This is a genomic window from Ruegeria sp. D1(2025) (genome assembly GCF_056536425.1).
In genome coordinates this window covers 311,341-336,017 of the sequence record NZ_JBQFPO010000001.1, presented here as the reverse complement: position 1 = coordinate 336,017, position 24,677 = coordinate 311,341, and the positions used below count along the sequence as shown (strand labels likewise).

Below are 24,677 nucleotides of genomic sequence, written 5' to 3'. Positions count from 1 at the left end.
GCTGCTTTTCGACATGGCGTCGCGCCTACAATGCGTTCGGCCCGACGCTGCATCATCAATCGCAAAGGGATGGCTCCGCGCGGCCTTTGTTATTTTTTCCCGGTGTTTTCGAAGTTTGCAAACCCTTCGGCGAAGTCGGGGTGCCATCGGGACAAGGGCGGACGGTTCTGGGTGATATCCTCGACATTCCACGCGATCCGGCGCGCGTCGCGGGTTTGGTCCACGTCATTGTCCGGGCAAAGGATGTAGAAATCCCCGTTCGCCATACGATGGATGAAATGATCTACCGTTTGCTCGCTTGTCCAGGCCCCGGCAGGCTTTTCCGGCAGAAAGGCGGCGATCATCCCGGTGTAGGTAAAGCCCGGAACGAACAGATGCACCGATATCGGTGCGCCCGCCTCGCGCAACTCATGCGCCAACTGCTCGCTCAGCACTTTCACGGCGGCCTTGCTCACATTGTAGCCGGGATTGCCGGGCGGAGTCGTGATACCCTGCTTTGATCCGGTATTGATCACGACTGCCGGCCGGTCCGCCTCGATCATGCGGGGCAGAAAGGCCTGAACGCCGCGCAACACGCCCAGAAAGTTGATTTCCAGCAGTTTCAGCCAGTTCTCCATCTCCGACCACGCTTTGGTCGGCAGACCGACCCCGGCATTGTTCATGAGAACTGCAACCGGACCGGTTGCAAAGGCCGTTTCGGCCAGTGCGTCGATGTCTTCCTGTTTGGAGACATCGGTGGCAACACCAATGACCTGCGCGCCTTCAGCAGCGCTGGCACTGACCTCTGCCACGGCCTCGTTCAGCTTGTCCCCCGGCAAATCCGCCAGAATGACGCTAAGCCCGCTTTGCGCAAACCTAAGGGCCGCAACGCGCCCTACACCGCTGGCCGCCCCTGTGACAACGGCGACACCGCCTTGTTCGATTGCCTTTTCATACATCGCTGACCTCTGGTTTACTCGGCGGCCTCCTGTGCGGCATCCAACTCAGCCGCCTTCTTCTCGACCTGTTCAACAATATGGTCGATCATCTGATCGTTCGACATCTTGTGGCTGGCCTTGCCGGCCAGATAGACCATGCCCGAGCCGGCCCCACCGCCGGTAAAGCCGACATCTGTCATCAGCGCCTCACCGGGGCCGTTCACGACACAGCCGATGATGGAAAGGCTCATCGGGGTCTTGATGTGTTCAAGCCGCCGTTCCAGCGCTTCGACTGTCTTGATCACGTCGAATCCCTGGCGCGCGCACGACGGGCATGAGATGATGTTCACCCCACGATGGCGCAGGCCCAGCGATTTCAGGATTTCGTATCCTACCTTCACCTCTTCGACCGGGTCAGCCGACAGGCTGACACGGATCGTGTCACCAATGCCCATCCACAGCAAGTTGCCCAGACCGATTGCGGACTTGATTGTACCCGAGACAAGTCCGCCAGCTTCGGTGATCCCCAGATGGATCGGGGCGTCCGTTGCTTCGGCAATGCCCTGATAGGCCGCTGCGGACAGGAACACGTCGCTGGCCTTTACGCTGATCTTGAAATCGTGGAAATCATTGTCCTGCAGGATGCGGATATGCTCCAGCCCGCTTTCCACCATCGCCTCGGGGCATGGTTCGCCATATTTCTCAAGCAGGTGCTTTTCCAGGCTACCTGCGTTCACGCCGATCCGGATCGAACAATTGTGGTCGCGCGCGGCCTTGATTACTTCTTTCACCCGTTTCTCGTCGCCGATATTGCCGGGGTTGATCCGCAGGCAGGCAGCGCCGGCTTCGGCCGCTTCGATGCCGCGGCGGTAATGAAAGTGGATATCGGCCACAATCGGTACCGGGCTTTCGCGCACGATCTCTTTCAGCGCTTTCGATGACGCCTCATCCGGGACCGACACCCGCACGATGTCCGCGCCGGCCTCGGCTGCGGCTTGCACCTGTGCCACAGTGGCCGCCACATCCGTTGTCAGGGTGTTCGTCATCGTCTGAACCGCGATCGGTGCATCACCACCTACGGCGACATCTCCGACCATGATCTGACGGGATTTGCGGCGGTAGATGTTACGCCACGGACGAACGTGATTGAGCGACATGAGGACGGGTCCAGAACAGCCAGAGTTGCGACTTTAGATAGTCCGGCAACGGCGCTATCGCAATGGCAAGATCACTCGGACGGAGTTTCTGCCGCCTGCGTCTGCAACTCGGCGACCAGTTGCTTGAGCGCACTGTTTTGTTCTGCCTCAAGGTCGGCAACCTGGAACCGCTCGGCCACCGCGTCTTTCGACAGCACGACACCCTTGGTGACTGTACCGGGTGCCCCAACAGGACCAAAGTGTTCACCGTTCATCGAGAAGTAAACCGCGCCCGATGCTCCTGCCCGCAATTGAGGCGGTTCTTCGGTCAGCGGCACTTGGAATGTACTGCCTTTTTCGACCGTGCCCAGCGTCCCTTCGAACAGAATGCTGCCATCCGCCGCCGTGATCCGCATCCAGGATGGGTTTACAGCTACGATCTTGAGGGTAGTGTCGATCTGTTCGACCACCTGCGGCAGCGAGGGGCGTTCGACAGTGTGAACTTCGGCCAGCTGAATTTCGGGCAGCTCCGGCGGCCGGAAGGCGCCCACTTCCCGCGGATCAAGGGTCGAAATCGGTGCGTCACGCGCGACCAGAACCGGAACGTCCAAAGCCTGCGGGCGATAAAGGCGGTCCAGTGCCTCGGCGCTGGGTGTCTCCAGTGCCGCCACTTCCTGAACATCTTCTTTCGAACCCGCGGCATCCAAGGGATCAAGGTCGGACAGAACCACCGGTGCCTGTTCGACCGGGCTGACCTGAACCTGCTGAATCCTATTCAGAACCGACCAGCCGCCATATCCAATGCCGCAGATGACAGCCACAAGAACCAGTGAAGATCCTATGGCGCGCGGCTCGATCTGACTTACGAACGATTCCCTGCCGGGCAGATACGGTGTGTTCGGAGAAATAAACGGGTCACGGCCCATCGGTCCCCGGGATGGCAGATTGCCTGTACCCTTGCGGATGACCGAAGCTTCGGCCGACATGCCGTGCGCAACCTCGAACCCGCTTTCCTGGCAGAACGCGGCGAAGGTATCATCCGGGTTCATACCCAGATAACGCGCGTAAGAACGCACATACCCGGCGATAAAGCCGGGCGTGTCGAAGGCGTCAGGGTCGGCGTTTTCTATCGCAGCGATGTAGTTGGCTTTGATCCGCAACTCGCGCTGAACATCCAGAAGCGACTTGCCCATTGTGGCGCGTTCGCCACGCATCACATCACCCAGCCGAACCTCGTAGTCGTCAAAACCCTTCGGTCTGACGTCGGTATCCTGTTCGGAATCGCGCTGAGATCTGCGCCCAATCATTCCTGCTGCCCCATTCTGCCTTCGCGTGTGTTTCACGCTAACGGCGAATCATCCCCAAAACGATTCGTCCGATGCTTTTGTTGCCGTTAGCTTAACACGCGTCAAACACGTTGCACACTTTGGTGTTATATTAACCTGCAAGTTCGGCGCGATTTAGCGCACAATGTGACCAAAGTTCGTCCATAGCGTGTACAAGGCGGTCCATTTCGTTCGGACCATGCACTGGAGAAGGGGTAAACCGAAGACGCTCGGTTCCACGGGGGACAGTTGGGAAATTGATTGGCTGCACATAAATGCCGTAATCGTCCAACAGCATATCGCTCAGCTTTTTCGTGTGTACCGGATTTCCGACAATCACCGGAACAATGTGACTGCCGTGATCGATCAATGGCAGACCAAGCCCCTTAAGCCGCAGCTTGAGGATGCTTGCCTGCGTCTGATGCTGTTCGCGCAGTTCGGGCGCCCGCTTGAGATAAGCGACCGAAGCCGCCGCCCCGGCTGCAACCGCAGGCGGCAGAGAGGTGGTGAAGATGAAGCCCGGCGCATAAGAACGCACGGCATCGCACATTTTTGCGCTGGCGGCGATATACCCACCCATCACACCATAAGCCTTGGCGAGCGTTCCATTGATAATGTCGATGCGATGCGCCAGGCGATCACGCTCGGTCACGCCACCGCCGCGCGGGCCGTACATGCCAACCGCATGCACTTCGTCGATATAGGTCAGCGCGCCGAATTCATCGGCCAGATCGCAGATTTCTTCGATGGGGCCAAAATCGCCGTCCATTGAATATACGGATTCGAATGCAATCAGCTTGGGCGCGGCCGGGTCGTCAGCCTCCAGCAGCTCACGCAGATGTGCGACGTCGTTGTGACGGAAGATCCGCTTGGCCCCGCCGTTGCGGCGCACGCCTTCGATCATCGAGGCATGGTTCAGCGCATCGGAATAGATGATCAGACCGGGGAACAGTTTCGGCAGCGTGCTGAGCGTCGCATCGTTGGCGATATAAGCACTGGTAAACAGCAGCGCAGCTTCCTTGCCGTGCAGGTCAGCCAGTTCAGCTTCCAGCCGTTTGTGGTAGACCGTCGTGCCTGAAATGTTGCGCGTTCCGCCCGAGCCTGCTCCGGCTGCATCCACCGCCTCGTGCATGGCGTCCAGAACGACCGGGTGCTGGCCCATCCCCAGATAATCGTTGCCGCACCAAACAGTGATGTTTTGCTGCGAGCCATCCGGGCAAGTGCGTACAGCATGGGGAAAATGGCCCTTGCGACGCTCGATGTCGATAAAGGTCCGGTAGCGCCCTTCTTCATGTAGCCTGGCAATCGCTGAATCGAGCTGAGCTGTATAATCCACCGGTCTCTCCTTGCACCCCGATCTGGTCGTCCACAACCGGGTAACTTACTTTATCAACTGGCACCTTTTCAGGCCATAGCGGCCAGGTTCCTACCCCGTCTGCCTATCCGTGTTGCGGGGCGGGCCACTTTGATTTGCATCAACTATCCCCTATCACAACGGCAGACAAGTAAAGTTACGGCCATCAGACGCGAGGAAACGACGCAGGCCGCCGTGTTTGGCACTTCGATTTCATCAGTATAGACCAAATTCCCGTCGATACACACTGGACGGCGCGGCCAGCACTGGTAGGCTCCGCGCAAATTCACAACCATTCAGGAGAAAGCAATGCCGCTTGACGCTGTTCTGAGCAGGATCGACGACGATCTGACCACTTCTATCGACCGTCTGATGGAGTTTCTTCGCATCCCCTCGATCTCGACAGACCCGGCCTTCAAGGAAAAGGTCGATCAGGCGGCAGACTGGCTGGTATCCGACCTGCAAAGTATCGGTATCGACGCCGAAAAACGCGTGACACCTGGTCACCCCATGGTTGTCGGTCATGTTGGTGACGACAATGACGCCCCGCATGTTCTTTTCTATGGTCACTATGATGTGCAGCCGGTCGACCCGCTGAACCTCTGGAACCGCGATCCCTTCGACCCGGCGCTGGAAGACACCGAACATGGTCAGGTCATTCGCGGGCGCGGCTCTTCGGACGACAAGGGCCAGTTGATGACCTTTGTCGAAGCTTGCCGCGCCTGGAAAGCGGTTCACGGGAAACTGCCCTGCCGCATAACATTCTTTTTCGAGGGTGAAGAGGAGTCTGGATCGCCATCGCTGGTGCCGTTCCTTGAGGCCAACAAAAAGGAATTGCAGGCTGACCTGGCCCTGGTTTGCGACACATCCATGGTATCGCGCGGTGTGCCTTCGATTGCATCGCAGCTGCGCGGAATGCTGAAAGACGAATTCACCATCGTCGGCCCCCGCATCGATCTGCACTCGGGCCACTATGGCGGCCCGGGCCTGAATCCTTTGCGTGAGCTGTCGAAAATCGTCGCCTCTTTCTATGACGATGAAACTGGACGCGTTGCGGTTGATGGCTTCTATGAGGGCGTCCACGAAGTTCCCGCCGAACAGTTGCGCCAGTGGGAGGGCTGCGGATTTGACGAAGCCGAATACCTGAACTCGGTCGGGTACACACAGCCGCATGGTGAAAAGGGATATTCCACGCTGGAACAGCAATGGGCGCGCCCAACGCTTGAGGTGAACGGGTTGTGGGGGGGCTACAACGGCGCGGGATCGAAAACCGTTATCCCGTCCGAGGCGCATTGCAAAATCACCTGCCGTCTGGTGGGCGACATGGACCCTGACGCGTTGCGCAACAAAATCCGCAAACATGTCGAAGACCGCCTGTCACCCGATGCCAAAGTAGTTTGGGACAGCGATCTGGAGGGATCCCCCGCTTCGGTCATGAACCTTGACCGCCCTGAGTTCGAAGCGGCGCGCGGCGCGCTTTCGGATGAATGGGATCGCGAAGCGGTCTTCACCGGCATGGGCGGATCGATCCCTGTGGTTGGCTATTTCAATACGGTTCTGGGATTGGATTCGATGCTGGTCGGATATGCCAATGACGACGATGCTATTCACTCACCGAATGAAAAATACGACGTGAAAAGCTTTCACAAAGGCATCCGCTCATGGGCCCGTATTCTTGACGCCCTGACCCGCTGAACCGGTTTTAGGCGAGGCTCTGTCTCGCGCTCCGGGATATTTGGGGCCAGATGAACTGGGGATCCTTCATTCATCTGGCTCTAAAATATCCCGGGGGATTCGCCCATAGGGCGGCGGGGGCAGCGCCCCCTGATGCGCTACATGTGGATTACACGCCCATAGGCATCGAGAACACTCTCATGCATCATCTCTGACAGGGTCGGATGTGGGAAGACCGTGTTCATCAAATCTTCTTCCGTGGTCTCCAGCTGACGCCCCACAACATAGCCCTGGATCAGTTCGGTGACTTCCGCGCCGATCATATGCGCCCCCAGAAGTTCGCCCGTTTTGGCGTCGAAGACGGTCTTGATCAGACCTTCCGGTTCACCCAAAGCGATGGCTTTACCGTTACCGATGAAGGGGAAGCGGCCGACTTTTACGTCATACCCAAGTTCCTTTGCCTTGGCTTCAGAATAGCCGACAGATGCAACCTGCGGCTGGCAATAGGTGCATCCCGCAATGCTCTCAGGTTTCACCGGGTGTGCGTGCTGACCTGCGATCAAGTCTGCGACCATGACACCTTCGTGACTGGCCTTGTGCGCCAGCCAGGGCGCACCGGCGATATCACCAATCGCATAAAGACCATCGACTCCGGTGCGACAGTATTCGTCCGTCACAACATGGGTTCGGTCAATTTTGACGCCCAGCGCCTCGAGCCCCAGGCCTTCAACATTTCCGACAATGCCCACGGCAGAAATCACGGTATCAAAATCGTGCTTTTCGACCTTGCCCTTGACCTCGATATGGGCCGTGACTTTACCCTTCGCGCGATCCAGTTGCTTGACCATGGCTTTTTCCATGATCTTCATGCCCTGCTTGGTAAATGCCTTCTTCGCCAGACCGCTGATTTCCGCGTCTTCAACCGGCAGAACCCGATCCATGACTTCAACTACGGTCGTGTCGGCACCCAACGTGTTGTAGAAGCTGGCAAATTCGATGCCAATTGCGCCGGAACCAATGACCAGCAACTTTTTCGGCATCCGCGGTGGTTGCAGCGCATGCTTGTATGTCCAGACCAGATCGCCGTCGGCCTCGAGGCCCGGCAGTTCGCGCGCACGGGCACCGGTGGCCAGGACGATATTCTTGGCGGTCAGTTCCTCGGTCCCCTTGTCGGTTTTGACGCTGACTTTCCCTTTGGCAGGGATTGTTGCCTCACCCATCACGACGGTGACTTTGTTTTTCTTCAGAAGATGTCCAATTCCGCCCGACAGTTGGGCTGCAACGCCGCGCGAGCGTTTGACGACCGCGTCGAGGTCATAGCCGACCTTATCCGCGCTCAGGCCGAAATCCTTCGCGCGTTCCATCAGATGGAAAACTTCGGAAGACCGCAGCAGCGCCTTTGTCGGGATACATCCCCAGTTCAGGCAGATGCCCCCCAAATGTTCACGTTCGACAACAGCGGTTTTCAGACCCAGCTGTGCGCCGCGAATGGCAGCGACATATCCGCCGGGACCGGCACCGATTACGATCAGATCAAAAGATTGTGCTGCCATGTGTTCCTCTCGGCGCAGGTCGATTGAAAATTAGTTTACCATTAAACTATTCCCTGCAATGCATCAATATACAGTCTCCGCGACAAAAGCGACGCAAGGTCACCCAAATCGAAAGACGCGGATTTCTGCCTATACCGACGGAAGAACGGGCGTTAGAACAAAAGCGGCGGAGTTCTCCGGCCTTTCCTGATCAAGCTTCTATAGAAAGATGACTTATGGCCAAAACGCTTAAGGATCTTGTACTTGCCCTGCTGAACGCGACTTTGCTTCTGCTGGCGCTGTGCCTGTTTTTGGGATGGAAGCTGGCTTCAACCCTCGAAGGGATAACAACCGGGTTTGCTGAAAAGCTGCAGGTCGTGGCGCCCCTGCAGGAACAGGCACAAGGTATCAGGGATGAGATCAAGGGGTTGCGGGATGAACTGACACTGATCCATGTAAATGGTGACGTTCTGGATAGCGCAGTAAAACTACGCGTGACAACCGCACTGGATCGGTTGCAAGAAACACAGGATCGTCTGCAATTGGTTCAGGAGCGCTTCACTGATCTGTCAGAGTCCCCGGACGATTTGATCAACAATGCAATTCATACATCTGCCGACGCTATCGCCGACAGAGTCATCGCGATCCGTGAGTGTAAACCTGCGTCCTAGCTTGCGGCCTGCAATTCGCGAACGGTGGACCCGTAGCCACCTTTGCTTACATAAGCGGCCTCATGTTCCGTCATCTGCCGCGACAACGCTTCGTTGCGATAGGGAAAGCGACCGAACTTGCGGATAACTTCGCGATGCGCGCGGGCGTGCAACAGGTTGCCCGGGTTGCATTCGCTGAGGTTCTGACAAATCAGGCGTACACACCGTTCCTGATCACACAGATTTTCCGAATGCATCATCGGCAGATAAAAGAACTGCCGGGCGGGTTCATCAATCTTCAGATCCCAGCCTTTGTCGACCGAACATTTCGCAGCCGCCAGCGCTGCACGATCCGTCGAGAATGCCTTGCCAGAGCCCCGGAACATGTTTCGCGGGAACTGGTCCGTCAAAATGATGTAGGCCAAAGCACCGCTGGGATAGGTGAGCCAAAGAGAAAACTTGCCCTCTTTCGCGGCTTCCCAGGTTTTTAAGAACTTGTCCCGGATTTTCGCGTCCAGCGCGTCATCCTGAATATACCATCCTTCGGGGCCAACTTCATCTAACCAAAAACTCAATACTTCTTCAGGCGTAACCATTGCCGTCACTCCGTGCATTGTCCTCCCCAGGGACGTAACGTCATTTAAGGCCGTTTTACAGAAGTGTTACAGTAACATATTGCAACACTTGCGACATAAATCTGTGTCCTAGGCATCAACCCGCTCAGCCTGCTCGGCTTCGGCGGCTTCGATGGCAACCTCCTGCGCCAATTCAAACGCCACAGGCGAAGCCGTCGGGTAAAGGGTCGACATGGTGCCAGTTTCGTCGACCGGTACAGAAGCGCGCTGTGTCATACGGTATAGCGAATAGAAGGCCATCACGAATAACAGTGCGGCAATAAACAGAAAAAAGCCCGGTGGCCCGAAGATCGCATCGCCCATCAGCCAACCGGTGATCAGCGGGCCTGCAATTGCTCCAAGCCCGTTGATAAACACCAGACCGCCGGATGCGGCGGGCATGTCATCGTGGTCCAAGAAGTCGTTCGTGTGGGCAATCAGCAGGGAATAAAGCGGGTTGGACATTCCGCCGATCAGGAAGGCCGCGCCCAGAAGGATTGGAAACGATACGCCGAAAAGCATGGCCACTGTTGACCCGCAGCCACCCAGCGTTGCGACGACAAGGATCAGCACACGCCGGTCCATACGGTCGGAAAACCAACCCAACGGGTATTGCAGTACCATCGCGCCGATATAAAACGAGGCGACAAAGGTCGAGATTTCGACCAGCGAAAGCCCTGCCCGCGCGCCGTAAACGGCGGCCATGCCGAACTGAGCTGAAAAGACGCCACCCAGCAGGAACATGCCCACGCAGCCCAGGGGTGATATCCCCATTAGCTGAAGCAACGTCATGGGTTTGGCGGTGTCAAATGCCGGGGTCGGTGAAATCGACAGCAAGATGGGCGCAAAGGAGACCGAAACAAGGATCGATGCGATCACGAATGTCTCATAGCCTGCCGGGTCGCCGACCAGCATAAGGGCCTGAGCACTGATGATCCCCGCCATCTGCACAATCATATACAGCGACAGCGCCTGCCCGCGGTTTTCATTGCTGGCCGCATTGTTCAGCCAGCTTTCAGCGGTCACATAAACACCGGAAAAGCAGAAACCGATTACCACGCGCCCGAGAATCCAGGCGATCGGATCGGTCAGCATCGGGTACATGATCATCACAGCCGAGATGAACGAGGCGAGCGCCGCAAAAACACGTACATGGCCAACTCGCCGGATCATTTCTGGCGCCAGACGGGACCCACCCAGAAACCCAAGGAAGTATGCCGACATAACAAAGGACATCTCGAGGGTCGAGAACCCTTCGATTTCGCCGCGGACACCCAGGATTGTACCCTGCAGGCCGTTGCCGATCATCAGCAACCCCATACCGAGAAGAAGCGCCCATGCGCTGGAAAGAACCTGAAGCATCGGGGCCTCCGAAAATTGCCAATCTATCTGTCCGCACCGCAGTCAGATCAAAAAACACTCTGATCGTGCTTGTCTATGATATTGCCAGCGCCTGATCCAGCGAACGCGCCATTCACGGGATTAAAAGCGACGCGTCTCCGTACGAAAAGAAGCGATACTTCCGGGCGATTGCGTTCGCGTAGACCTTGCGCATCCGATCCTGTCCCATCAGGGCCGAAACCAGCATCAACAAAGTGGATTTCGGCAAGTGGAAGTTGGTCATCAGCGCATCTGTGACGTTAAAACGAAAGCCGGGATAAATGAAGATATCCGTATCCCCTTCCCAGGCTTCGATCTCGCCATTTCGGGCCGCGCTTTCGATCAGACGCAATGCAGTGGTTCCCACAGGAATGACCCGCCCGCCCGCGGCTTTGGTCGCCCGGATATCGGCGGCGGCTTCGGCACTGACCCTGCCCCATTCTGCATGCATCTTGTGGGTTTTGACATCCTCGACCTTGACTGGCAGGAAGGTTCCGGCCCCGACATGCAGAGTGACATGAGTGATCGAAACACCCCGGTCCGCCAGCGCCTGCATCAAGGTTTCATCGAAATGCAACGACGCGGTCGGAGCGGCCACAGCGCCCGAATTTCTGGCCCAGATCGTCTGATAATCGGTCTTGTCTTGATCGTCCGCCGGACGTTTCGCTGCAATGTAAGGGGGCAAAGGCATCGCACCGGCCTGTTCAAGCGCCGCATCGAAATCCTGGCCCGTCAGGTTGAAGCGTAAAAAGGCCTGTCCGTCTGCGACGGTCTCCAGCGTCGCGCTCAGTTGGTCCGAGAAGCGGATTTCCTCACCCGGCTTCACCTTCTTCAACGGTTTGACCAAAGCGGACCATGTGCCATCGGCCTGCGGATCCAGCAAAGTCGCCTCGATCGCGGCCGATACCGGCCCCTGTGCGCTGTTGCGATGGCGGCGTCCGTTCAGGCGTGCGGGGATCACACGCGTGTCGTTCAGCACCAGCCTGTCGCCGGGCTCCAACCAATCGGGCAGATCGAACACATGCCCGTCCGAAATTGAATCCCCCTGCGCCACCAGCAAACGGGCCGAGGAACGCGGGTTGGCGGGCCGCGTGGCAATCAGGTCTTCGGGCAGATGGAAATCAAAATCACTGAGTTTCATGGCCGCGCCATACAAGGCCGCGATAGATTCGGCCACAGTTGCGTTTAATGATCTTTTGGAGGGGAACCGTAGGTGCGTTTGGGTTCATCCGGCTTGGGTGCCTGGGCATTCGGGCCATCCGACACGGTAGGTGCAGGGGCGCGCATCAGGTCCCGCAGAAACAGGGGCGCCAGACCCGACAAAGGATTCACAGAAACCTTGGGGTTCGTCAGCGGCCCCTTCAGCGTGTAATTGAAGCCAAACACACCTTCGCCCTTTCGGGTCAAAACGCTACCGATGGCATTCACCAGGTAGATGGGTGAGATCGCCCCGCGCAAGTTCAGTCGCTGGGCAACCGTATCAATGCTTCCGTCAAAAGACAGGCCCATCGACGGCCCAACCGCGCTGCCGCTGAGCACCTTGATCTCTGTCGGCGTGATCCGCATCCGGCTGTCGATTGCCGAAAAGAAAATGCCCTGCCCCGCCATTTCATCCACCAGCCCCACCAGGCTGATGGCATTCAGAAGCGCCGCCATGGCTGGCGCATCCTTGATCCGCGTATCTACGATCTTCAGGATAACGTCGTAATTTCCGGGACCTGCAACCGGTTCAAGTTGCAGGTCAAATCCTCCGCCCCGCGCCTGCGTTATCACCCCGGCCGAGCGCAAAACCGCCCCCGCGTCCTGTGATTTCAGGGTAACGGCGCTGCGCCCCGCGCGCGGCGTGACCTGACCCTGTACGGTCGCCCCGCCATTGACCTGTGCAGTGAAACCGCCGTTGACCCCCCCGGTTGTCGCAAACGCGCCTTTGAAACCGGTCAATGCAACGGCTTCCGTGATCTGCAGACGATCCAGCGCGACGTTCAGTCTCGGCCCGGCTCCTGCACCACCACCGCCACTGCTTTGGCCAAAGGTTGCTTTTGCCATGTTCATGACACCGCCCAGCACCCGAATGTCCGGGGCCCCGGCCCCGCGTGCGATCAGTTCGGCAGGCACGGCCAGCCAATCACCCAAATCGAACGAGCTGAAGCTGACCCGGTCGAACGCCCCCCCTTCGCGGAACGAAATCGACGCCTTGCTGCGCAGCCCTGCTGCGTCGATCTGCAACTGATCCACCTTCAACTGATCGCCGAGCGTCGCTTCGACATCCATCGTGCCCCCGCTTCCTTCAGCTTTACGCCAACCAAGTTCCGGTATCGCCAGACCAACGCCGACAAGATCAGACGTCGCCGTCAGCCTTGGCGGCTCTCCTCCACCGATACCCAAATCGAAATCGGCCGTCCCCTGCCCGGTCAGCATCCCGTTTGGCAGGCCGGCCTTGAGTTCATCCATAAGGCGGGGTGAGAGTTCAATCTGGCCGCTCAAGGTGCTGCGCTGCGCACCGCCGGTGCCAATCGGCTGGTTCCAGCGCGCCTGTACCGGCACAGCACCGAACAAACCGTAACCTTCAATGGCAATGTCGTTCTGATCACCGGTCAGCGTCAGACGGTCCGCGCTGACGGTGAAGCCGGGCACCAGCCGGTCGCTGAACAGGTTTCCCAACTCACCGGTGAAATGAAACTCGGTATCCTCAAAATCCAGCCCCTTGTGCATTGGCAAGGCCAGCGTGCCTTCAATCTTCAGGTCGCCATCCGCCAGTTCAACCGGCAGATTTGCCTTGCTCATCAGTTGCAATGGTGGGCGCTCAAGCAGTGACAGGGCCGCCGTTGTGCTGCCGCTTGCCTGAATACGTGCGATGGCCGGAGAGGACTTCTTGATGGCTGTATCAGGAATAATGAAGGACGTGCCCGATGCGTCCACGGGCCCACCTACGTCAGGGATCACGACCCCGCTTTGCGCGGTCACGGTGAACCGGTCGCTCAGCAGGCTTGCCTGCCCCTGTGCGTCCTGGACCGGAGGCAACGTTTTTGCAAATCGGACAGTCGTTTCACTGAACCCGAAGTCCAGATAGATATCGGGCTTAACTCCCGGTTTCAGCCGCAAAGCAAAATCCACGTTTGAAAGATCGCCTTGGTAGACGTTCTCGGAAACCCATTTCCTGGGTTTGGGCGCCAGACGCTCGGGCCAATAGTTCAACAGATCGTCGGACGGCATTTTATCCAAATGGGCATCCAGCCCTCCGGCCCAGCCATCGGTCAGACCTTCCAGCCGTCCCGACGCAAGCAAACGGTGGCTGCCATCCTCAATCACCATCTGGCCAAGTCGCAGACGAAATGGGGCAAGCTTCATCTGGAAATCAAGCTCGGCACGCGACAGTTCGAGCGTCTTGGGAAACAGATTGGCCGGGTTGATCCGGATGGCGCTGAGCCTCAGCTGCGATGACAGGCTTTCAAGCACATTATTTTCCAGACCGTGCAAAAACGCCTTGCCGTCGGCATGTACGGACCCCCATGCCGACTCGATGGACACCTCGTTGAAATCCAGCGTCTGGCCTTTGGGATCGTAGGTGAAATACGTGCGCGCGGCTTCAAACGGGATCGGTTTGATTTCCGCTGTGGGCTGCACAGCACCCGCCCCGAGGTTCAGCGTCGCAAACACCGGACCCAAAGCACCTTCGGGATCGAAACTGCCGCGCAACGCGCCAGAGATCGGGGTCTTGAGCACCTGCAACCACGACAGTGCCAGACTTTGCCCGGCAATATCCTCGGAGGGCAGATCAGTAATGGAAATGCCGAAACTGGCCTGCGGCGAACCCAGTGTACTTGTGTAATTTGCCTCGATCGTGCTGGCGTAATCGCGCCCGGTCAGTACCGAAAACCCGGTGGCAAGCCGCATCTCTCCCGCGCTGCGAATGGCCTGAATGTGGCCCCCGTCCAGAACCCAGGACCGGCCCAGGCGCAAATCCTGGTAGCCCAGAGTAATCGCATCCAGTTCCACCGACGTCAGAGCGGACAGGAGCGGCGACAGGAATATCTCGTCGGCTTCCTCGATCAGTTGTGCCAGATCGGGCGCCTCTTGAACCGGCGCGCTGCCGGAGCCGACGGTCAGCGTCAGCGCACCGTCCAACCCCCGGGTCAGGTCGATCTGGGCACCGCTGAGCATGATACGCTTGGGCCGCACGTTACCGCGCAACAGGGGGCGCATCGCCAGGCTGGCCTGCAAGTCAGAAACCTGTGCGATTTGCTGACCTGCCGCATCGCTGATACTTACGTCGCTCAGCCGCAATCTAGGTCGCCACCCTTCATGGATAACGAAAGTGACATCCCCAAAGCGGATCTGCAGCCCGCCCAGCGTCCTCTCCAGGCGGTCTTCGACCCGGTCGCGCAGCCAGGCGGGCGCATGCATTGTCTGGCCCAGAACCATAAATCCGGTGAAAAGACCCAGCAGAACCAACAGCGCGACACCCCGCATCGCCCACAGGCTGGCGGCGCGGCGGCGTGACCGCCGGCGTGGAGGCTGGCGAGCCTCTCCGGTCTGCTGTTCTTCGTTTTCCGTCAAAGCGTTCACTACACCTTTCAACCTGCTCGTGCCGCCCTATAGTCCGCTAAACCGAACTTGACCAATTCAACGGAGTTTCCAATGCCCGATGTTTCAGACATAGCCCCCGATTTCGCCCTGCCACGGGACGGAGGCGGTGAAATTACCTTGTCGGACCTGCGCGGCCAAGCCGTCGTCTTATTCTTTTACCCCCGTGATGATACGCCGGGCTGCACCAAGGAATCCATCGGTTTCTCGGAACAACTTCAGAGCTTTGCGGAAGCTGGCGCTCAAGTTTTCGGCATCTCGCGAGACAGTGTTGCTAAGCATGACAAATTCGTCGCCAAGCATGGACTGACCACACCGCTGTTGTCAGACGAGGGATCGACCACTTGCGAGGACTACGGGGTCTGGGTGGAAAAGAACATGTATGGGCGCAAATCCATGGGGATCGAAAGATCAACCTTTCTGATCGACGCTGATGGTCGGATCGCCCGGGTCTGGCGCAAGGTCAAGGTGCCCGGTCACGTCGACGAGGTGCTGGAGGCTGTACGCGCACTTTAGGTTCGGCCCCCTCGACCCAGGCGACCATACGGTCTATCAACCGCGCGACACTAGGCTACTGCGGAGGATACACTTGTCCGACACGCTGACGACAATGGCGACCGAAGTTCTGAACACGGCAGATGGGCGGGCCAAGACCGCGCTTTCCAAGCGCCATGCCGCCACATGGTTTGCTGCCCGCGAGGGTGAAGCGCCCGGGATTGAAATCGGCACCGCCACGCCACCTCTGAACCCGGCCCGGCCGGAAAGGCCCGAACTGCGGTCACCACGCGACGTACCCAAACGCCGCCCCGGCTCCGAGGCCGGTCGCATCGCGCTGTTACACGCAGTGGCCCATATCGAGCTGAATGCAGTGGACCTGCACTGGGATATCATCGCCCGGTTCGGTCACATCCCCATGCCGATCGGGTTTTATGACGATTGGGTCAAATGCGCCGAAGAGGAGTCGCGCCATTTCGAAATGGTCTGTGATTGCCTTGAACAGATGGGTAGTTTCTATGGCGCCCTGCCCGCCCATGCCGGAATGTGGCGCGCGGCTGAAGATACGGCCGACGATTTGATGGGGCGGCTGGCCGTGGTGCCAATGGTGCTGGAGGCACGTGGTCTGGACGTCACGCCGGGCATGATCGAAATCTTCCGCAAGGCTGGTGCAGATGAAGCCATCGCCGCGCTTGAGGTGATCTATGCCGAAGAGGTCGGCCACGTGGCGTACGGCTCGAAATGGTTTCATTTTCTGTGTGGACGCGAAAACGCCGACCCAAAAGACGTGTTCCACCAGCTTGTCCGGCGCTACTTTCATGGCGCCCTGAAACCACCTTTCAACGAAGAGAAACGCGCCGAAGCCGGGCTGCCCCCGGATTTCTACTGGCCCCTCACTGAAGAGATGCCATTGCCGGGAAGCACATGATCTGGGGGCCAATGCGGCTGTTTAGGCAAAATCCCGCCGACAATTGGCCCGTTACCGGCTGTTAAGTTGTCTCTCCGGTCAACAAACTTGCCCAAATCGAACCGGCCCTCTATGCACTTCGCCCAAGGGACGGCTATCACTCACGACCGGTCCCGAAAATGGGGACGAGAGAGGGAAGACGCGTGCGAACACGTCTGGCAATCAAAATTCACTCACTGCTCGAGCGGCACTTTCCCGAGCGCAGAGTTTTTCTGAAATCCGACCAGGACACCCGGTTCATACGGCTGAGTTCCGAAACCCAGATTGCGGCGGTTGCCGGTGTGGCCATCATGGTCGGCTGGACCGCCGTTGCCACGGCGATCCTGCTGATGGACAGTATCGGGTCGGGCAATTTCCGCGATCAGGCAAGGCGCGATCAGGCGACATATCAGGAACGGCTGAATATCATCTCGGAAGAACGCGACGCGCGCGCACAGGAGGCATTGGCCGCGCAGGACCGGTTCAACGCCGCGCTTGAGCAGATTTCCGTCATGCAATCAGAACTGCTGGCATCGGAAAATCGCCGCCGTGAATTGGAAACCGGTATTGACGTGATCCAGACCACGTTGCGCGCGACGATGAAGCAGCGCGAAGAGGCGCGAACCGAGTTGGCCCAAGTGCAACAGGGCACCGACGGGGGCGACGTCTACATGGCCGCTGCCGCGAACCCCGCGCAAATGGGTTTCATGACCGAAGCGCTGGCGCGGACGGCGCAGGAACGCGATCAGATCGCCGCCAATGCCCGCGATGCGTTGGATCAGCGTGACGAGCTTGAACTGGAAATCCGCCTGATGCAGGAGCGCAGCGACGAGATTTTCCGGCAACTGGAAGAAGCGATGGTCATTTCTGTCGAGCCATTGGACAAGATGTTCCAGCAGGCAGGTATGCCCACAGACCGTATCATCGAAGAGGTCCGGCGCGGATATAGCGGTATGGGCGGTCCGCTGACCCCTTTATCCTTCAGCACGCGCGGTGAGGAGTTATCTCCGGAAGAAATCCGCGCGAACCGTCTGCTGCAGCAGATGGACCAGTTGAACCTCTACCGTATTGCGGCGGAAAAAGCGCCCTTTGCGAGCCCGGTGCGTGCCGCGGTGCGATACACCAGTGGCTATGGCACCCGTCGTGACCCCAAAACCGGTGGGCGCCGCATGCACAATGGTGCAGATTTTGCCGGACCGCACGGCACGGATATCTTTGCCACGGCCGATGGCGTTGTCACCCATGCAGGCTGGCAATCCGGTTTTGGGCGGCTGGTAAAGATCAAGCACGCGTTCGGACTTGAGACACTTTACGCTCATAACACAAAGATCCGGGTGAAGGTCGGTCAAAGGGTCTCGCGCGGGGATCATATTGCTGATATGGGTAGCACCGGACGGTCAACCGGCACGCATCTGCACTATGAGGTGCGGTCGAACGGGAGACCTGTGAACCCAATGACTTACATCAAGGCTGCGAGAAATGTTTTCTAAGAGCAAAATCAACGAGCCCGGTTCCAAGGCACCTGAAGCGGCCAAGCCGGCCGCCCCGGCAACACCGGCAGCACCCACCTCGACCGAGACCAAGGCCAGCACTCCGCCCAAGCCGAAGCCACCAGCATCGGTTCTGTCGTCGGACCTGCACATCACAGGCAACATCAAGACGTCCGGCGACATCCAGGTGGAAGGCACCGTCGAAGGCGATATTCGCGCCCATTTGCTGACCATTGGCGAGACGGCCACCATCAAGGGTGAAGTGACTGCCGATGACGTGGTGATCAATGGCCGCATTGTCGGCCGGGTCCGCGGCCTGAAGGTCCGCCTGACTTCGACCGCACGGGTTGAAGGCGACATTATCCACAAGACCATCGCCATCGAAAGCGGTGCGCATTTCGAAGGTTCGGTGCAGCGTCAGGACGACCCGCTGAACCCTGGCCGCAGCGGCAAGTCGGGTGCTAACCCGGCAGCGGAAGTCAGCCAGTAACCTGTGCTGAAACAGCAATAGTCTGGAGAACGCCGCAGCAACACTGCGGCGTTTTTCTTTGACTGCATCCGGGCCTTCTAGGTCTCACGCTGGTTCCACGTGGCATTGGTTTCTATGATTCCCGCAACTGCTATTGCCTTTTCGGCAAGTCCTGCCTTGGTGTCGTCTGCAAAAGCCAGCTTCTCAAACCTCTGATGCATCTCTTTTGATGTGTAGAAGTCGAATATTCTGGAGTTGTTCGGGCTTGGCCAAAAGGCGGTGATCCAAATCGCCTCGCGACCAGGTACGCGACCGGCGCACCAGTCGTTCCAGAAACGGCAGACCAGCTTGTCATCGGCAACATCCGCAACCTGCGCCAGCAGGGTTTCCAATGGCCACCCACCCAGGCTGAACATACAGATCGTATCATCCAGGTAATCATGCCCTTGCCGGTCGATCTCGCGCATCAGGAAGAGGCGCTGAAACCGATCGAGCACATTCCATTCCTCGGCTGACCAGTTATCCGGGTTGCCGGTTTCAAACCGGCTCAGGCTGACTTCAAGCCCGTTCGAGCTGACGTCTTCATCACATGCCAGCACTTCCAGTATACGTGGCAGGAGATAGGCCCAAATTGTCTTATCGATGCCTTTCGGATCACATGCCGCAAAGAACCAATCCCGAATGTAGTGCAGAGGCAGGTCTTCAATATCCGGATTGAAGAAATCCGCTTCGATGGACGCCTCCATGCAGCACCCTTCGCAGACGCCGGTTCGTGTTGGCTTGGGGTGGGAAAAAACGCGATATGCATCTTCGATGACACCGACGAACGGATGGTCCCTGGGAAGCTTTGCACTAGGTGGCATTTTTTGTTTTTGACCCATCCAAGATTTGACCTTGATCGCAAACGACTGAACAAGACTTACTGCCGAGGTCCCGTCACAGAAACACTCATCAGGAATTTACACAATATCTCGGGCCTCGGATGTAATGCTCTTGCCGCAGTCGGCAACTGGCGGCGGTCAATAGAACATCAGCTCAGGATGCTTATGCGACGCGGGTTTCGCGCCCACTATGCTCAGGCGAATGAGCAGCGGAGCCAGAGCGTCCTCGATGGTCTGTTGAGTGCGGCCCGCTTTGGCAAAAAAGCTCTCCGATTCCATTAGTTTCACAAAACGTGTTTTTTGAATTAACCTGAAAATCATTGTTTTCTGGAGGACTTTTGATGTCATCAAAACTAATGGCAGAGTTTTTCGGCACCTTCTGGTTGGTGCTGGGCGGGTGCGGCAGTGCGGTACTTGCTGCAGGTGTAGCTGATGTTGGTATTGGCTGGCTGGGCGTTTCCTTTGCGTTCGGCCTGACCGTGCTGACAATGGCCTATACAGTCGGGCATATTTCAGGCGGACATTTCAACCCTGCCGTCAGCCTGGGGCTTATGATTGGCGGGCGGTTTCCGGCCAAGGATCTGTTGCCCTACTGGGGCGCGCAAGTGGTTGGCGCGATTGTTGCGGCGATTGTTCTGTATATGATCGTCAGCGGTGCACCCGGTTTTGAAGGCGTGGGCGGGTTTGCATCGAACGGGTACGGTGACGCATCGCCCGAAGGGTATTCGATGATGTCCGCACTGGTCATCGAGATCGTTCTGACGGCGTTCTTCATTCTGATCATTCTGGGTGCGACGTCTGCCGGCGCGCCTGCGGGTTTTGCCCCGATTGCCATCGGTCTGGGCCTGACTCTTATCCACCTGATCTCGATCCCGGTCACGAATACGTCGGTCAACCCGGCGCGGTCGACTGGTGTGGCGCTGTTTGCGGATGGTCCGGCGCTGGCGCAGCTGTGGCTGTTCTGGGTCGCGCCGCTGATCGGGGCCGCGATCGGAGCGGTAATCTGGAAAGTAATGTCCCCGGAAGACTAGGGTGAATTCTGTCGGAGGCCGTTAAGGGCGGCCTCCGACCATCCATTGCCCGTTCGGCCAGAAGGCATGAAAGGCAAAGGCAAACATGACATCGTGGACAACGTCCCTGCCCTTGTCATTCCGCACGCGGATCGATCCGATATCACGCCCTTTTGCTATCCGTCCCGTGTCCAGCGCCGAGGCCTGACCCGGTGACCACCGTATCGTCAGCCCCGCTTCCTGCACTTCATGTTCTTCGCTCAGGCGCGTCAGGGGCCACGCCTTGTCCCCCACCCGAACGACCCGTTCAAGCGGTGGGATACCGTGCGGCGGGTCTTGTCCGGAGTACAGAAACGGTCGACGCGACGTGTCATAGCCCCGATAGGGGTTCCGCCCATAGTCGCGGTTGTAGGCGGGCTCTGCCATCACCAGCCCGTCGGGATTGCGGGCGCTGAAATCGGCCCAGCTTTCCATCCAAACCGGCAAAGTCCTGAGTTCGCGACCTGTCATGCGTCCGACAATGGCCTGACCCGTCGCCTGCTGCCACCAGCTTTGGGTTTCGCGGTCATACATCACCATATCGGAATGACGCAGTTTGCCGGTGACGCCAAAACTCAACACACGATTGGACAATCGCCGATCAAACACGATGGCCGAGTTGCAAAGCGGGCAAAATGTAACGGCGATGGGGGTGCTGCCGATACGGTCGTTCACGATCTCATGCCACATCAGATAGCGGATTGGATAGGCGCGTGGCGCGGCTCCCGCCAGTTCCACAGTTATCACAGGTTCGACATCTGCAAGCGAGCCGCTGAAAACGCGGACAAAGCCGGGATCGTCCAATGCCGGAATCCCATCTTTCGGTGGGCCACCGGACCGGATTTCGGACCAGTTCGCTATTGCGGATTTTCTGAAATCGGTCTCCGGCCATTCCGCACGCCATTCATCAGGACCGGCTCCTGTGGCCGTGGCCCAAATCATCAACGCACATGTAAAGAGAACGCGCATCAGCCCACCTCTTGACGTTCTGTCATGCTGACGCAGCTTTCCCCCTTGGACCAGACCGATACACGCAAAATTGAATTCACCGGATCGGGGTAAAGAAACTTCCGCTGGCACCCAATTCAGTTTCTATCAACAGCCAGGACCATGTGCCGTCAGAACCGGCGCACCATTCAAGGAGGCTATCCTGACGGATTTTTCACAGGCAATCGCCGATGCCATCCCTGCTGCTGCAATGTTGACACTGAAAGCTGCTGCAATGTTGACACTGAAAGCTGCTGCAATGTTGACACTGAAAGATGTAAGCCACTTCGCTTCGTTTCAGGCGCCGGAAGCTCATACCGTGCGATCCACGATTTAATCGATGGGTAGCGGAATGGGAAAACCCGGCGCGAAACAGCGCCGGGATTGAGGTATTACTCGGTCACGGTGACTTTTTTCATTACGTCAGGCTGGCCTGTGACCGCCCCGGTCTGAGGATGGCCGCGTTTGATCGCATCAACAACATCCATGCCGTCCGTGACTTTTCCGACAACCGTGTACTGGCCGTCCAAAAACGGACCGGGCTCGAACATGATGAAGAATTGCGAGTTGGCGCTGTTGGGGTTATTACCCCGCGCCATGCCTACAACGCCACGATCGAACGTCACGTCCGAAAACTCGGCAGGCAAGTCCGGACGTTTGGAACCGCCGCGCCCGGCTAAACCCGCGTTGAACTCATCAGAGTTCTGATCGCCGAAATGCACATCACCCGTCTGTGCCATGAACCCGTCAATCACGCGGTGGAAGATCACACCGTCATACTGACCTTCGCTGGCCAGCGCCGCGATCTGTTCAACATGTTTGGGGGCTACGTCGTCGAACAGTTCGATGGTGATGGTGCCATTGGCCCCTTGACCTTCGACCTCGATCTCAAGCCCGGTTGCCAGCGCCGGGCCGGCAATCAAAGCAAAAACTGCCGCCAGCTTATGCATCGGCCGCCACCTTGACGCTGACCATCCGATCGGGGCTTGCAGGCGGCTCGCCGCGGGTGATGGCGTCGACATGCTCCATGCCTTCGATAACGCGTCCGTAAACGGTGTACTGGCCGTTCAGGAAATGATTGTCCTTGAAGTTGATGAAGAACTGCGAATTCGCTGAGTTCGGGTTCTGTGACCGGGCGGCGCCCAGTGTTCCCCGGTCGTGGGGCAGTTTCGAGAATTCCGCCGGAACGTTCGGCAGGGACGAACCGCCGGTACCTGCCATACGCAGGTTGAACCCGTCTTCCATGTCGCCATGCTGTACGTCGCCGGTTTGCGCCATGAAACCGTCGATCACACGGTGAAAGGCCACGTTGTCGTATTCGCCCGCACGCGCCAGTTCCTTCATCCGCTCACTGTGTTGGGGCGCCACGTCCGGCAGAAGCTCGATGACGACATTGCCATCCTTCAGTTCGATGATGATGGTGTTTTCGGGATCCTTGATCTCGGCCATTTGGCCCTCCTGTCGTTTATCTTGCGCAAATACCTATGATGCGGGCGCATGAATGCCAAGTGACGCATTGACCTGAATGCAAAATGCAGGAAAAGAACCGCCTAGATCGGTTCAAAAATGACGAGGATTGGGCGATGAGCTGGAAAACGCTGGACGATATGGACATGGGCGACAAACGGGTGCTGGTGCGCGTGGACATCAACGTTCCGGTCGTGGACGGCGTCGTGACCGATGCAACCCGTATTCAGCGGATCGTTCCGACCGTGCGCGATATCCTGAACGCAGGCGGTAAACCTATCCTGCTGGCCCATTTCGGACGCCCCGGCGGTGAACGCCGCGAGAGCCTGTCTCTGAAACAGCTGGTACCGACCCTGGAGGCTGCTTTTGGAGCCGAGGTTCTGTTTGCCGCCGATTGCGTCGGTGCCGAAGCCGAACTGGCCGCGCAGGAACTGAAGCCCGGTCAGGTGCTGCTGTTGGAAAACACCCGTTTCCATGCGGCAGAGACCAAGAACGATGCGGACCTGGCCGCAGGTATGGCACGCCTGGGTGATCTGTATTGTAACGACGCGTTTTCCGCCGCGCACCGCGCCCACAGCTCGACCGAGGCGCTTGCACGTTTGCTTCCCGCTTGCGCCGGTCGTCTGATGCAGGCGGAACTTGAGGCGCTGGAAGGCGCCTTGGGTTCACCGAAACGCCCCGTCACTGCCGTTGTCGGTGGGGCCAAGGTATCGACCAAGCTGGAGTTGCTGGGCAATCTGATCGACAAGGTCGACTATCTGGTCATTGGCGGAGGTATGGCGAACACATTTCTTGTCGCCAAGGGCATTGATGTCGGGAAATCGCTGGCCGAAACCGCGATGAAGGACACGGCTGCGGAAATTCTGGCAAAGGCGGAGACGTCGGGCTGCACGATTGTCCTGCCCCGCGACATCGTGGTCGCCGAAAAGTTCGAAGCCCATGCTCCGCATCAGGTTCTGCAATCTGATGGATGCCCCCCGGAGGGTATGATCCTGGATGCCGGCCCCGAAAGTGTCGCGGCCATCAACGAAATCTTTGCGCAAAGCCAGACCCTGATCTGGAACGGCCCGCTGGGTGCTTTCGAGCTGGAACCCTTCGACGCTGCCACAAACGCCGCAGCGCTTAAAGCGGCTGCGCTGACCCGGTCGGGCAAGCTGATCTCGGTTGCAGGTGGGGGTGACACGGTTGCCGCCCTTAATGCGTCGGGGGCAGCCAGCGATTTCACCTACATCTCAACCGCCGGCGGCGCGTTTCTTGAGTGGATGGAAGGCAAAACCCTGCCCGGCGTCGCGGCATTGGAAGGCTAGTCATAAAGACAAATTAGCTGCATTTCGCGCCTCATGATAAACTCTCCTTATTGAATTGGAGATTTTGTCATGAGGTACCTTGCCTGCCTGATCGTTGCATTGATCCCCGCCTATTCCGCCGCACAATCCAGTTGTGGCGGACAAACCCAACTCGACGCCAATTTCTGCGCCAAGGAAAAATGGGAAATCGCGGATCGCGAGTTGAACCGTATCTGGGCCGAAGTCAAACCGCTTGCCGATGCGCGTGGGAACGGTCAATCCCTGTTGAACGAACAGCGCGCCTGGCTGAAAGCGCGTGACGCGACTTGCGATCCGGAGCTGGCAAGCGATGGCAGCGCGGCGCCCATGTTCTATTGGGCCTGCATGGAGCAGCAAACTCTGACCCGCAATCAGGCGCTGGCGGCATGGCGCTGAGAAACC

22 protein-coding genes are annotated in these 24,677 nt (G+C 58.2%); 9 read left to right on the top strand and 13 right to left on the bottom strand.

Annotation, left to right across the window (positions count from 1 at the left end):
* Positions 1-89: 89 nt before the first annotated feature.
* The 4 genes from ACR1XU_RS01780 to hemA form a co-directional block, all read right to left on the bottom strand.
* The gene (locus tag ACR1XU_RS01780; RefSeq protein WP_480907392.1) at positions 90-938 is read right to left on the bottom strand and encodes an SDR family NAD(P)-dependent oxidoreductase; all 849 of its coding nucleotides are present in this window, start codon (positions 936-938) and stop codon (positions 90-92) included.
* Between the two features lie 14 nt (positions 939-952).
* Positions 953-2,074: a flavodoxin-dependent (E)-4-hydroxy-3-methylbut-2-enyl-diphosphate synthase gene (ispG, locus tag ACR1XU_RS01775; protein ID WP_480907393.1), complete on the bottom strand. Its 1,122-nt coding sequence runs from the start codon at positions 2,072-2,074 to the stop codon at positions 953-955.
* 71 nt (positions 2,075-2,145) lie between these two features.
* Entirely contained in the window at positions 2,146-3,360 is a 1,215-nt protein-coding gene (locus ACR1XU_RS01770) for a helix-turn-helix domain-containing protein (RefSeq protein WP_480907395.1), read from the bottom strand.
* 130 nt (positions 3,361-3,490) lie between these two features.
* Positions 3,491-4,714 (bottom strand): 5-aminolevulinate synthase, encoded by a 1,224-nt coding sequence (gene hemA, locus ACR1XU_RS01765; protein WP_170610341.1) that lies wholly within the window; start codon positions 4,712-4,714, stop codon positions 3,491-3,493.
* 327 nt (positions 4,715-5,041) lie between these two features.
* Between hemA and ACR1XU_RS01760 the strand changes: the two genes are divergently transcribed.
* Positions 5,042-6,427 carry a dipeptidase gene (locus tag ACR1XU_RS01760; RefSeq protein WP_480907398.1) on the top strand — a complete coding sequence of 462 codons (1,386 nt, stop codon included), beginning with the start codon at positions 5,042-5,044 and terminating at the stop codon, positions 6,425-6,427.
* A gap of 137 nt (positions 6,428-6,564) precedes the next feature.
* Here ACR1XU_RS01760 and lpdA read toward each other — a convergent pair whose 3' ends face one another.
* Positions 6,565-7,959: a dihydrolipoyl dehydrogenase gene (lpdA, locus tag ACR1XU_RS01755; RefSeq protein ID WP_170610335.1), complete on the bottom strand. Its 1,395-nt coding sequence runs from the start codon at positions 7,957-7,959 to the stop codon at positions 6,565-6,567.
* A 215-nt stretch (positions 7,960-8,174) separates the two neighbouring features.
* Here lpdA and ACR1XU_RS01750 point away from each other — a divergent pair, with 215 nt between their 5' ends.
* Complete coding sequence (locus ACR1XU_RS01750; RefSeq protein WP_170610332.1) at positions 8,175-8,609, top strand: hypothetical protein; 435 nt, start codon at positions 8,175-8,177, stop codon at positions 8,607-8,609.
* On the opposite strand, the gene ACR1XU_RS01745 is transcribed toward ACR1XU_RS01750, so the two are convergent.
* The 4 genes from ACR1XU_RS01745 to ACR1XU_RS01730 form a co-directional block, all read right to left on the bottom strand.
* Positions 8,606-9,184, bottom strand: coding sequence for a DUF924 family protein (locus ACR1XU_RS01745; protein WP_170610329.1), 579 nt, complete (start codon positions 9,182-9,184; stop codon positions 8,606-8,608). The genes ACR1XU_RS01750 and ACR1XU_RS01745 overlap by 4 nt on opposite strands.
* A gap of 108 nt (positions 9,185-9,292) precedes the next feature.
* Positions 9,293-10,564 (bottom strand): MFS transporter, encoded by a 1,272-nt coding sequence (locus tag ACR1XU_RS01740; RefSeq protein ID WP_170610327.1) that lies wholly within the window; start codon positions 10,562-10,564, stop codon positions 9,293-9,295.
* A 112-nt stretch (positions 10,565-10,676) separates the two neighbouring features.
* On the bottom strand, positions 10,677-11,723 hold the full coding sequence (queA, locus tag ACR1XU_RS01735; RefSeq protein WP_480907400.1) for a tRNA preQ1(34) S-adenosylmethionine ribosyltransferase-isomerase QueA: 1,047 nt from the start codon (positions 11,721-11,723) through the stop codon (positions 10,677-10,679).
* A gap of 44 nt (positions 11,724-11,767) precedes the next feature.
* Positions 11,768-15,148 carry a YhdP family protein gene (locus ACR1XU_RS01730; RefSeq protein ID WP_480907402.1) on the bottom strand — a complete coding sequence of 1,127 codons (3,381 nt, stop codon included), beginning with the start codon at positions 15,146-15,148 and terminating at the stop codon, positions 11,768-11,770.
* 72 nt (positions 15,149-15,220) lie between these two features.
* Here ACR1XU_RS01730 and ACR1XU_RS01725 point away from each other — a divergent pair, with 72 nt between their 5' ends.
* The 4 genes from ACR1XU_RS01725 to ACR1XU_RS01710 all read left to right on the top strand — a co-directional run bounded on the left by ACR1XU_RS01725 (position 15,221) and on the right by ACR1XU_RS01710 (position 18,587).
* Positions 15,221-15,682, top strand: a complete 462-nt coding sequence (locus ACR1XU_RS01725; protein ID WP_170610321.1) for a peroxiredoxin — start codon at positions 15,221-15,223, stop codon at positions 15,680-15,682.
* 94 nt (positions 15,683-15,776) lie between these two features.
* Entirely contained in the window at positions 15,777-16,589 is an 813-nt protein-coding gene (locus ACR1XU_RS01720) for a ferritin-like domain-containing protein (RefSeq protein ID WP_480907455.1), read from the top strand.
* Between the two features lie 182 nt (positions 16,590-16,771).
* A complete protein-coding gene (locus tag ACR1XU_RS01715; RefSeq protein WP_321252372.1) occupies positions 16,772-18,097 on the top strand; it encodes a M23 family metallopeptidase in 1,326 nt (441 codons plus the stop codon).
* The gene (locus ACR1XU_RS01710; RefSeq protein ID WP_170610317.1) at positions 18,087-18,587 is read left to right on the top strand and encodes a bactofilin family protein; all 501 of its coding nucleotides are present in this window, start codon (positions 18,087-18,089) and stop codon (positions 18,585-18,587) included. Before ACR1XU_RS01715 ends, ACR1XU_RS01710 begins: the two co-directional genes overlap by 11 nt.
* A 77-nt stretch (positions 18,588-18,664) precedes the next feature.
* Here ACR1XU_RS01710 and ACR1XU_RS01705 read toward each other — a convergent pair whose 3' ends face one another.
* Complete coding sequence (locus ACR1XU_RS01705) at positions 18,665-19,429, bottom strand: hypothetical protein (protein ID WP_480907405.1); 765 nt, start codon at positions 19,427-19,429, stop codon at positions 18,665-18,667.
* Between the two features lie 359 nt (positions 19,430-19,788).
* Between ACR1XU_RS01705 and aqpZ the strand changes: the two genes are divergently transcribed.
* Positions 19,789-20,478: an aquaporin Z gene (gene aqpZ / locus ACR1XU_RS01700; RefSeq protein ID WP_480811741.1), complete on the top strand. Its 690-nt coding sequence runs from the start codon at positions 19,789-19,791 to the stop codon at positions 20,476-20,478.
* Positions 20,479-20,499: 21 nt separating this feature from the next.
* Here aqpZ and ACR1XU_RS01695 read toward each other — a convergent pair whose 3' ends face one another.
* From ACR1XU_RS01695 to ACR1XU_RS01685, 3 genes are all read right to left on the bottom strand, one after another.
* Positions 20,500-21,465, bottom strand: a complete 966-nt coding sequence (locus ACR1XU_RS01695) for a DUF3179 domain-containing protein (RefSeq protein ID WP_480907407.1) — start codon at positions 21,463-21,465, stop codon at positions 20,500-20,502.
* 410 nt (positions 21,466-21,875) lie between these two features.
* Positions 21,876-22,433: a peptidylprolyl isomerase gene (locus ACR1XU_RS01690; RefSeq protein WP_480907409.1), complete on the bottom strand. Its 558-nt coding sequence runs from the start codon at positions 22,431-22,433 to the stop codon at positions 21,876-21,878.
* Positions 22,426-22,932, bottom strand: coding sequence for a peptidylprolyl isomerase (locus ACR1XU_RS01685; protein ID WP_170610303.1), 507 nt, complete (start codon positions 22,930-22,932; stop codon positions 22,426-22,428). Before ACR1XU_RS01685 ends, ACR1XU_RS01690 begins: the two co-directional genes overlap by 8 nt.
* A 134-nt stretch (positions 22,933-23,066) precedes the next feature.
* Between ACR1XU_RS01685 and ACR1XU_RS01680 the strand changes: the two genes are divergently transcribed.
* Positions 23,067-24,257: a phosphoglycerate kinase gene (locus ACR1XU_RS01680; RefSeq protein ID WP_480907411.1), complete on the top strand. Its 1,191-nt coding sequence runs from the start codon at positions 23,067-23,069 to the stop codon at positions 24,255-24,257.
* A 69-nt stretch (positions 24,258-24,326) separates the two neighbouring features.
* Positions 24,327-24,671: a lysozyme inhibitor LprI family protein gene (locus tag ACR1XU_RS01675; RefSeq protein WP_170610298.1), complete on the top strand. Its 345-nt coding sequence runs from the start codon at positions 24,327-24,329 to the stop codon at positions 24,669-24,671.
* Positions 24,672-24,677: the final 6 nt, after the last annotated feature.

Coding starts and splice junctions, on each gene's coding strand:
- ACR1XU_RS01780 (WP_480907392.1), bottom strand. CDS start 938: ATGTATGAAAAGGCAATCGAACAAGGCGGTGTCGCCGTTGTCACAGGG.
- ispG (WP_480907393.1), bottom strand. CDS start 2,074: ATGTCGCTCAATCACGTTCGTCCGTGGCGTAACATCTACCGCCGCAAA.
- ACR1XU_RS01770 (WP_480907395.1), bottom strand. CDS start 3,360: ATGATTGGGCGCAGATCTCAGCGCGATTCCGAACAGGATACCGACGTC.
- ACR1XU_RS01760 (WP_480907398.1), top strand. CDS start 5,042: ATGCCGCTTGACGCTGTTCTGAGCAGGATCGACGACGATCTGACCACT.
- lpdA (WP_170610335.1), bottom strand. CDS start 7,959: ATGGCAGCACAATCTTTTGATCTGATCGTAATCGGTGCCGGTCCCGGC.
- ACR1XU_RS01750 (WP_170610332.1), top strand. CDS start 8,175: ATGGCCAAAACGCTTAAGGATCTTGTACTTGCCCTGCTGAACGCGACT.
- ACR1XU_RS01745 (WP_170610329.1), bottom strand. CDS start 9,184: ATGGTTACGCCTGAAGAAGTATTGAGTTTTTGGTTAGATGAAGTTGGC.
- ACR1XU_RS01740 (WP_170610327.1), bottom strand. CDS start 10,564: ATGCTTCAGGTTCTTTCCAGCGCATGGGCGCTTCTTCTCGGTATGGGG.
- queA (WP_480907400.1), bottom strand. CDS start 11,723: ATGAAACTCAGTGATTTTGATTTCCATCTGCCCGAAGACCTGATTGCC.
- ACR1XU_RS01725 (WP_170610321.1), top strand. CDS start 15,221: ATGCCCGATGTTTCAGACATAGCCCCCGATTTCGCCCTGCCACGGGAC.
- ACR1XU_RS01720 (WP_480907455.1), top strand. CDS start 15,777: ATGGCGACCGAAGTTCTGAACACGGCAGATGGGCGGGCCAAGACCGCG.
- ACR1XU_RS01710 (WP_170610317.1), top strand. CDS start 18,087: ATGTTTTCTAAGAGCAAAATCAACGAGCCCGGTTCCAAGGCACCTGAA.
- ACR1XU_RS01705 (WP_480907405.1), bottom strand. CDS start 19,429: ATGCCACCTAGTGCAAAGCTTCCCAGGGACCATCCGTTCGTCGGTGTC.
- aqpZ (WP_480811741.1), top strand. CDS start 19,789: ATGTCATCAAAACTAATGGCAGAGTTTTTCGGCACCTTCTGGTTGGTG.
- ACR1XU_RS01695 (WP_480907407.1), bottom strand. CDS start 21,465: ATGCGCGTTCTCTTTACATGTGCGTTGATGATTTGGGCCACGGCCACA.
- ACR1XU_RS01690 (WP_480907409.1), bottom strand. CDS start 22,433: ATGCATAAGCTGGCGGCAGTTTTTGCTTTGATTGCCGGCCCGGCGCTG.
- ACR1XU_RS01685 (WP_170610303.1), bottom strand. CDS start 22,932: ATGGCCGAGATCAAGGATCCCGAAAACACCATCATCATCGAACTGAAG.
- ACR1XU_RS01680 (WP_480907411.1), top strand. CDS start 23,067: ATGAGCTGGAAAACGCTGGACGATATGGACATGGGCGACAAACGGGTG.
- ACR1XU_RS01675 (WP_170610298.1), top strand. CDS start 24,327: ATGAGGTACCTTGCCTGCCTGATCGTTGCATTGATCCCCGCCTATTCC.